The sequence below is a fragment of the Nigerium sp. genome (genome assembly GCF_039811905.1).
Classification (GTDB): Bacteria; Actinomycetota; Actinomycetes; order Propionibacteriales; family Propionibacteriaceae; genus Propioniciclava.
The window spans coordinates 1-7791 of record NZ_JBDHZL010000119.1 but is presented as its reverse complement, the minus strand read 5'-3'; the positions used below and the strand labels follow the sequence as shown (position 1 = coordinate 7791).

The 7791-nt window shown below is 70.7% G+C and carries 6 protein-coding genes and 1 pseudogene; 3 read left to right on the top strand and 4 right to left on the bottom strand.

What is annotated here, in order from left to right:
- Nucleotides 1-246 precede the first annotated feature (246 nt).
- Entirely contained in the window at nucleotides 247-714 is a 468-nt protein-coding gene (locus WMJ97_RS13435; RefSeq protein ID WP_347349509.1) for an Rv3235 family protein, read from the top strand.
- Here the strand turns inward: WMJ97_RS13435 and secA are convergent.
- From secA to raiA, 3 genes are all read right to left on the bottom strand, one after another.
- A complete protein-coding gene (gene secA / locus WMJ97_RS13430; RefSeq protein ID WP_347349510.1) occupies nucleotides 689-3427 on the bottom strand; it encodes a preprotein translocase subunit SecA in 2739 nt (912 codons plus the stop codon). The two genes, WMJ97_RS13435 and secA, sit on opposite strands and share 26 nt — an antisense overlap.
- A gap of 117 nt (nucleotides 3428-3544) precedes the next feature.
- Complete coding sequence (locus WMJ97_RS13425) at nucleotides 3545-4780, bottom strand: crosslink repair DNA glycosylase YcaQ family protein (RefSeq protein WP_347349507.1); 1236 nt, start codon at nucleotides 4778-4780, stop codon at nucleotides 3545-3547.
- Nucleotides 4777-5394 (bottom strand): ribosome-associated translation inhibitor RaiA, encoded by a 618-nt coding sequence (gene raiA, locus WMJ97_RS13420; RefSeq protein WP_347349506.1) that lies wholly within the window; start codon nucleotides 5392-5394, stop codon nucleotides 4777-4779. Before raiA ends, WMJ97_RS13425 begins: the two co-directional genes overlap by 4 nt.
- A gap of 249 nt (nucleotides 5395-5643) precedes the next feature.
- On the opposite strand from raiA, the gene WMJ97_RS13415 reads away from it, so the two are divergent.
- Both WMJ97_RS13415 and WMJ97_RS13410 read left to right on the top strand, forming a co-directional pair.
- Nucleotides 5644-7011, top strand: a complete 1368-nt coding sequence (locus WMJ97_RS13415; RefSeq protein WP_347349505.1) for an ammonium transporter — start codon at nucleotides 5644-5646, stop codon at nucleotides 7009-7011.
- Nucleotides 7008-7346 carry a P-II family nitrogen regulator gene (locus tag WMJ97_RS13410; RefSeq protein WP_347349504.1) on the top strand — a complete coding sequence of 113 codons (339 nt, stop codon included), beginning with the start codon at nucleotides 7008-7010 and terminating at the stop codon, nucleotides 7344-7346. The genes WMJ97_RS13415 and WMJ97_RS13410 overlap by 4 nt, the downstream gene beginning before the upstream one ends.
- A gap of 102 nt (nucleotides 7347-7448) precedes the next feature.
- On the opposite strand, the pseudogene WMJ97_RS13405 reads toward WMJ97_RS13410, so the two are convergent.
- Nucleotides 7449-7791, bottom strand: a pseudogene (locus WMJ97_RS13405) (ComF family protein); the annotation flags it as partial.

Genomic DNA, 7791 nt, shown 5'->3' with positions numbered 1-7791 from the left:
ACCGGCGCCGACGGCGTCCTCAGAACAGAAACCCGCACCACCGAACGGCGGCTACGGCGTCCCTGCGGAGTTTCATCCGTGTGGCTCGCCGGAGCGACCCGCCTGCCCAGGCCGTGTGACAAAACCCACCCCAGAGCGTGGAGAACGTCAGGTAGAAACGCACACGGGGCGACAGACTCGCATCTCGCGGCGAATTGGGGAGAACTCCCCATGGCCTCCCCGGACGCCCGCGGGCAGGCTCGTGTCATGACCGACTGCCCCGCGCCGATCCTTCGGGACGCCGCCTCCCGGCTCATCACGCCGCCGGAGTTGCGTCCGCGCCCGGCACCCCGCGCCGACGTCGCCCCGGCCAAAGAAGAGGTCCCCGTCATCGCCCGCCGGCTCGCGCACCAGGTCGGCTCCGCGCTCGTCGAGGTGCTCCAGGGCCGCCGGACGCCCGCCAACCTCGCCGCGGTCATGGACGACGACGTCTACGCCACCGTCGAGCACCTCGCCCGCGGCGGACTGGGCTCCGAGCTCCGGCTGCGCGGCGTCCACGCGCAGATGCCCTCGCCGGGCGTCGTCGAGGCGTCCCTCGCGCTGCGCGACGAGGCGTCCGGACGCACGCGCGCCGCGGCCCTCCGCCTGGAGAACCGCGGCGCGCGCTGGCTGTGTCAGGCCCTGGAGATCGCGCTCACCGACGACGGCGTCACGCGCGCCCGTGGCAGTTCTTGAACTTCTTCCCCGACCCGCACGGGCACGGCTTGTTGCGGCCCACGTTCGCGAAGAGCTCGGCGTCCGCCTCGGCCGGCTCCCCCGACTCATTCGCGACGGACGCCTGGCCCGACTCGTCGGGCCCCGAGTAGTTGAGCGCGTGGCGCGGGGTGGGTTCGGCGTCCTGCCCGAGCAGGCTGCGCGCCGTCGCCGGCGCCCCGCCGCCGTCCACGTGGACGCCGACCGGCTGCGGCTGCGGCGTCGGCTCGATCGACACCTCGAGGTTGAACAGGTAGCCGACGACCTCCTCCAGGAACGCCGCCATCATCCCCTCGAACATCGTGGCGCCCTCGCGCTGGTACTCCACGAGCGGGTCGCGTTGGGCCATCGCGCGCAGGCCGATGCCCTCGCGCAGGTAGTCCATCTCGTAGAGGTGCTCGCGCCACTTGCGGTCGAGCACGGTGAGCAGCACCTGCCGTTCGAGCTGCCGCATCACGTCGGGCGTCAGTTGCTCCTCGCGCGCGTCGTACGCCCGCTGGACGTCGTCGGTGAAGTCCTGCACCAGCTCGGCCTGGGTGAGCTCGACGCCGTCGTAGTCGGCCTTGTCCAGGCCGACCGGGTAGAGGGTCTTCAGCTCGGTCCACAGGGTGTCGAGATCCCAGTCCTCGATGAAGCCCTCGGTGTTGGCCTGCACGACGTCGCTGACCACCTTGGTCGCGGCGGTGCGCAGCTGCTCCGACACGTCAGCGCCCTCGAGCACCTGACGCCGGTCGCCGTAGATCGCGTACCGCTGCCGGTTCATGACGTCGTCGTACTTCAGCACGTTCTTGCGCATCTCGAAGTTCTGCGCCTCGACCTGCTCCTGCGCGCTCTGGACGGCGTTCGTCACCTGCCGGTTCTCGATCGGCACGTCGTCGGGGATCTTCAGCACTGTCAGCACCCGCGCGATCAGCTCGCTCTTGAACAGGCGCATCAGGTCGTCCTGCAGCGACAGGTAGAACCGCGACTCCCCCGGGTCGCCCTGACGCCCCGAGCGGCCGCGCAGCTGGTTGTCGATCCGCCGGCTCTCGTGCCGCTCGGAGCCGACCACGTACAGCCCGCCGAGCTCCACGACCTCGTCGTGCTCCTGGCTCACCTGCTCGTCGAACGCGGCGAGCACGTCGGGCCAGGCGGCCTCGTACTCCTCGGCGTTCTCCACCGGGTCGAGCCCCTTGGCGCGCAGGGCGGCGTCCGCCAAGAACTCGGCGTTGCCGCCCAGCATGATGTCGGTGCCTCGGCCGGCCATGTTCGTGGCCACCGTGACCGCGCCCTTGCGCCCGGCCAGGGCGATGATCGCGGCCTCGCGCGCGTGGTTCTTCGCGTTCAGCACCTCGTGCCGGACGCCGGCCTGCTTCAGCTTGGCCGACAGCAGCTCCGACTTCGCGACGGACGCCGTGCCCAGCAGCACGGGCTGCCCCGCCTCGTGCCGCTCCAGCACGTCGGCGACGACGGCGTCGAACTTCGCGTCTTCGGTGCGGTAGATCAGGTCGGACTGGTCCTTGCGGATCATGGGCATGTTCGTCTCGATCGGCAGGACGCCGAGCCCGTAGATCTTCTGGAACTCGCTCTCCTCCGTCTTCGCGGTGCCCGTCATCCCGGAGAGCTTGTCGTACATGCGGAAGTAGTTCTGCAACGTGATGGTCGCGAGCGTCTGGAACTCGTCCTTGATCTCGACGCCCTCTTTCGCCTCCAGCGCCTGATGCAGGCCCTCGGAGTAGCGCCGCCCCTCCAGCGTGCGGCCGGTGAACTCGTCGATGATCAGCACCTCGCCGTCGGGCGTGACCATGTAGTCCTTGTCGCGCTTGAACAACTCCTTCGCGCGGATCGCGTTGTTCAGGTAGCTGATCAGCGGCGTGTTGGCGCTCTCGTAGAGGTTGTCGATGCCGAGCGAATCCTCCACCCGCTCGATGCCCGCCTCCAAGATCGAGATGGTCTTCTTCTTCTCGTCGACCTCGTAGTGCTCGTCCCGCGTCATCCGCGTCGCCAGCCGGGCGAACACCGGGTACCAGCGGTGGTTGTCTTCCGCCGGGCCCGAGATGATCAGCGGCGTCCGCGCCTCGTCGACGAGGATCGAGTCGACCTCGTCGACGATCGCGAAGTGATGGCCCCGCTGGACGCAGTCGGCCAGCGACAGCGCCATGTTGTCGCGCAGGTAGTCGAAGCCGAACTCGTTGTTCGTGCCGTAGGTGATGTCGGCCCCGTACGCCTTCCGCCGCTCGTCGGGCGTCATCTGCGCGAGAATCACGCCGGTCGACAGGCCCAGGAAGTGGTGGATGCGGCCCATCTGCTCCGACTGGTACTTGGCCAGGTAGTCGTTCACCGTGACCACGTGGACGCCGCCGCCGTCCAGCGCGTTCAGGTAGCTCGGCAGCGTGGCGACGAGCGTCTTGCCCTCGCCGGTCTTCATCTCGGCGATGTTGCCCAGGTGCAGCGCCGCGCCGCCCATGATCTGGACGTCGAAGAGCCGCTTGCCCAGCACCCGCCGGGCCGCCTCGCGCACCGTCGCGAACGCCTCCGGCAGGATCGCGTCGAGCGTCTCCCCCGCCTCCAGCCGTTCGCGGAACGCGTCGGTCTGCCCGCGCAGTTCCTCGTCGCTCATCGCCTCGAAGTCGGGCTCGATGAGGTTCACCTGGTTGGCGATCCCCCGCAGATGGCGGAGGGTGCGCCCCTCGCCCATGTGCAGCAGCTTGTCAATGACGCCCACGTGTTCGCACTTCCTTGCTCGGCGGTTCGGGCCACCTCGGCCGTCCACCATCGTAGCGGCGCGAGCGACACACCCCCTCGAACCGGGGTCGCGCGCGGCGCCCACGCCTCAGCAGGACGCCGCCAGCGCGTCCGCCAGGCTGCCGCGCGGCTCGACGACGACGTCCGTCAGCCCAAGCCAGGACGCCATCGTCCGCAGCTCCTCGGCCAGCCGCGGCGCGACGGCCGCGGCGTCCGCACCGTCTTCCAGCCACGACGAGGGAACCCTGAGGACGCCCGCCGTGCGGTCGGCCTTCAGGTCGACCCGCGCGGCGAACCGCTCGTCGCACAGGAAGAGGTAGACGTAGTAGCCGTAGACCCGCTTCGGCGCGGGGGTGTAGATCTCGATGCGGTAGCGCAGGCCGAACAGCGACTCCAGCCGCCGCCGCTCGTAGACCAGCGAGTCGAAGGGGCTGATCAGCGCCTGGGTGCGCAGCCGCCGGGGCCGCGCGGCGGCGGCCCACAGCCAGGCGTCCCGCCAGCCGGGAACGCTGACGCGCTCCACCTCCCCCGACGCCGCGAGCCGCGCCAGCGCGGCCGCCGTCGCATCCGAGCGGGTCCGGAAGTAGTCGGCGACCTGGTAGGTGTCCGCGACCCCGAGGGCGGCCATCGCGCGACGCGCGAGCGTCAGGGCGGCGTCCTCCGCCGAGGGCGTCGGCGTCGCCAGGACGCCCGCCGGCAGCACGTCCGCGCGCAGGGCATAGCGACGCTCGAACGACCGCGTCCGGCCGGCCGGACTCACCTCACCCGTGGTGAGCAGCCACTCGAGAACGTGCTTCGCCTCCGACCAGTTCCACCCCCAGTGCTCGCGGCTGCGGACCTCCGTGTGCTCGATGTCGGACGCCCGCAGCGGCCCGTGCGCGGCGAGGTCGGCCAGGATGCGGGCGGCCAGGTCGGGGTGGGCCGCACGGATGGCGTCCGCCTTGGGCCACGCGCGCCGGGCGTGGGCCGCCATGCGCGGCCGGAGCGCCGGCTCCAGCGCGACGTCGATGAGGCTGGCCGCGTGCCCCCAGTACTCGAACAGCCGCCGCGGCGGCCGGGACGCCGCCCGGTCGAGCAGCGCGGTGTCGTAGGGGCCGAGCCGAGAGAACAGCGGCAGGTAGTGGGCGCGGGCGACGACGTTGATCGAGTCGATCTGGAACTGGGCGAGGCGGTCGATGACCCCCTGCACCTGCCGCATCGTGACCGCGGCGGGCCGGGGGCGTCCGAAGCCTTGCGCGGCCAGCGCGATGCGCCGGGCCTGCGCGAGAGACACGGCGGGGCCGAGCGCCCGATCGGACGCCCGGCCCCGGGGTGAGCCGGTCACTCGGCCTTCGCCTGCGACACCTCCAGGTGGATGACGCCGTAGTCGTAGGCCTTGCGGCGGTACACAACGCTCGGCGCGTTGGTGTCCGCATCGCAGTAGAGGAAGAAGTCGTGCCCGACCAGCTCCATCTCGTCGAGGGCCTGCGCCAGCGTCAGCGGCGTGGCCGGGAAGAACTTCTCGCGGACAACCAGCGGGCCGTCCCCGGTCACCTCGAGCCCGGCGACGCGGTGGGTCTCGGGGCCGTCGGAGTCGGTCTCGGGCGCCGGCGCCGGCACCTCGTCCAGCAGCGACTGGGCCAGCCGGAGACCGCGGTAGTTCTTGCGGCGGTCGGCGGCCCGGCGCAACTGCGCCTTGAGGCGATCGAGGGCGTGCTCGAAGGCGACCGTCTTGTCTTCGGCGCTGGCGACCGCCCGGACGACCGGACCCTTGGACAGCAGGGTGATCTCCGCCTTCACGGCCTGGTCGGGTTGCTTGGCACGGGGCTCCGCGGACAACTGAACCTCGACGCGAATCACGCGATCCTTGAATCGCTCGATCGACGAGATCCGATCGGTCACCTTGTCGCGGAAATCGTCCGTGATGGTGCATCGACGGCCGGTGACGAGAACGTCCATGGGGTACCTCCTGCATCGGTGCGGATAGCAATGGCACCCGGCCCACGCCTCGGGACGAAGCCCGGGTCAAGCGGCCTGAGGTGCCATGTCCCCAAGGTAGCGCACCATGCTCCGTTTGCCACGAGGCTCCCTGGCGTTCACCGGACGTCGCGGGGCTCCCGCCGTGGGCAACACGCCTGTAACACGGGGTAACACGGCCCTTACATGGACACAACTGAAGCGAAACACGGGCCGCTCACAGTTAATGTCATGATCCTAGAAATCAACCCCGGCGACACGGCTTGGGTCCTCGTCAGCGCGGCGCTCGTGCTGCTGATGACGCCCGGCCTCGCCTTCTTCTACGGCGGCATGGTCCGCGCCAAGGGCGTGCTGAACATGCTGATGATGTCGTTCATCTCCATGGGTACCGTCGGGGTGCTCTGGGTCCTGTTCGGCTTCTCCATGTCCTTCGGCGACTCGATCGGCGGCGTGATCGGCAACCCGCTGCAGTTCGCCGGCCTGTCCACCCTGATGGGCGAGGACGCCGTGGCCGGCAGCCTGCCGACCCTCGCGTTCGTCGCGTTCCAGGCGGCCTTCGCCATCATCGCCACCGCCCTCATCTCGGGCGCCATCGCCGACCGCGCGCGGTTCGGCGGCTGGACCCTCTTCACGATCCTGTGGGCCATCCTCGTCTACTTCCCGGCCGCCCACTGGGTCTTCGCGTTCGACGGCTTCGTCGCCCCGAAGGGCGGCTGGATCGCGAACACCGTGCAGGCGATCGACTTCGCCGGCGGCACGGCCATCCACATCAATGCCGGTGCGGCCGCGCTGGCGCTTGCGATTGTCCTGGGCAAGCGCCTCGACTTCGGCACCAAGCCGATGCGTCCGCACAGCATGCCGTTCGTCATGCTCGGCGCCGCCCTGCTGTGGTTCGGCTGGTTCGGCTTCAACGCCGGCTCGGCCCTCGGCGCCAACACGCTCGCCGGCCTGGCCTGGGTGAACACGCTGGCCGCCCCGGCCGCCGCGATGCTCGCCTGGCTCGTGGTCGAGAAGCTGCGCGACGGCCACCCGACGTCGCTGGGCGCGGCGTCCGGCATCGTCGCGGGCCTGGTGGGCATCACGCCCGCCGCCGGCTCGGTGAGCCCGCTGGGCGCCCTCGTGATCGGCGTCATGGTCGGCGTCGGCTGCGCCTACGCCGTCCCGCTGAAGGTTCGCTTCGGCTACGACGACTCGCTCGACGTGGTGGGCGTCCACCTGGTCGGTGGCGTGATCGGCACGCTGGCGATCGGCCTGCTGGCCGACCCGGCCGCGTCCGGCACCCCCGACGGCGTCGCCGGCCTCTTCTACGGCGGCGGGCTCGAGCAGCTGGGCCGCCAGGCGATCGGCGCCTTCAGCGTCCTGATCTACTCGTTCGTGATCAGCTTCATCCTGGGCAAGCTCATCGACAAGACGATCGGCTTCCGCATCACCAAGCGCGAAGAGAACGACGGCATCGACCGGCACGAGCACTCCGAGAACGGCTACGACCTCAGCCCGGTGTACTACTCCTCGCTCGGCGGCAGTGCGAGCGTGCGCCGCACGCTCTACCTGGAGCCGGATGACCTGCCGGAGGATCTGCGCAAGGAGGTCTCCGCGTGAAGCTCGTCACCGCCGTCATCCAGCCCTTCGTCCTCGACGACGTCCAAAAGTCCCTCGTCCGCTTCGGCATCAAGGGCATGACCGTCAGTGAGGTGTCCGGGTACGCGCGTCAGCGCGGCCACAAGGAGGTCTACCGGGGCGAGACCCTGCAGATCGACTTCATCCTCAAGGTCAAGCTCGAGATCCTGTGTTCCGACGACGACGCCGCCGGCATCATCAAGATCATCACCGACGCGGCCCGCACGGGCGAGGTCGGCGATGGCAAGGTCTGGGTGACCCCCGTCGAGACCGTCGTCCGTGTCCGCACCGGCGAGTCGGGCGACGAAGCGGTCTGACCGACCGCAGCACCCATCCATTCCCATCCAGGGCCGGCGCTCATTCGAGCGCCGGCCCTTCGACGTCCCGGACGCCGCCCGCCGGCCGATCGTGGGGGTCGCTCAGCCCGGGTGCACCCGCAGCGGCGTCGCCGCCACGCCGGCCGCGCCGGCCACGATCCACCCGGACGCCGTCAGCGCCCGCTCCGCCTCGACGATCGTCGCCCCCGATGTGACCACGTCGTCGACAATCAGGCAGCGCGCGCGCTCGCCTGCGGACGCCGTCGCCCGGGGCGCCGGGCGCGCCCGCAGCGATCCGCGCAGGTTCGCGGCGCGGGCGTCCACCCCCAACCCGGACTGATCGGCGACCCGCCGCGCCTGTCGCAGCGCCCGGACGACCCGGACGTCGGCCCCGCGCCCCCGCAGCACCCGGGACGCCGCCCGCGCCAGCAGGGCCGTCACGTCG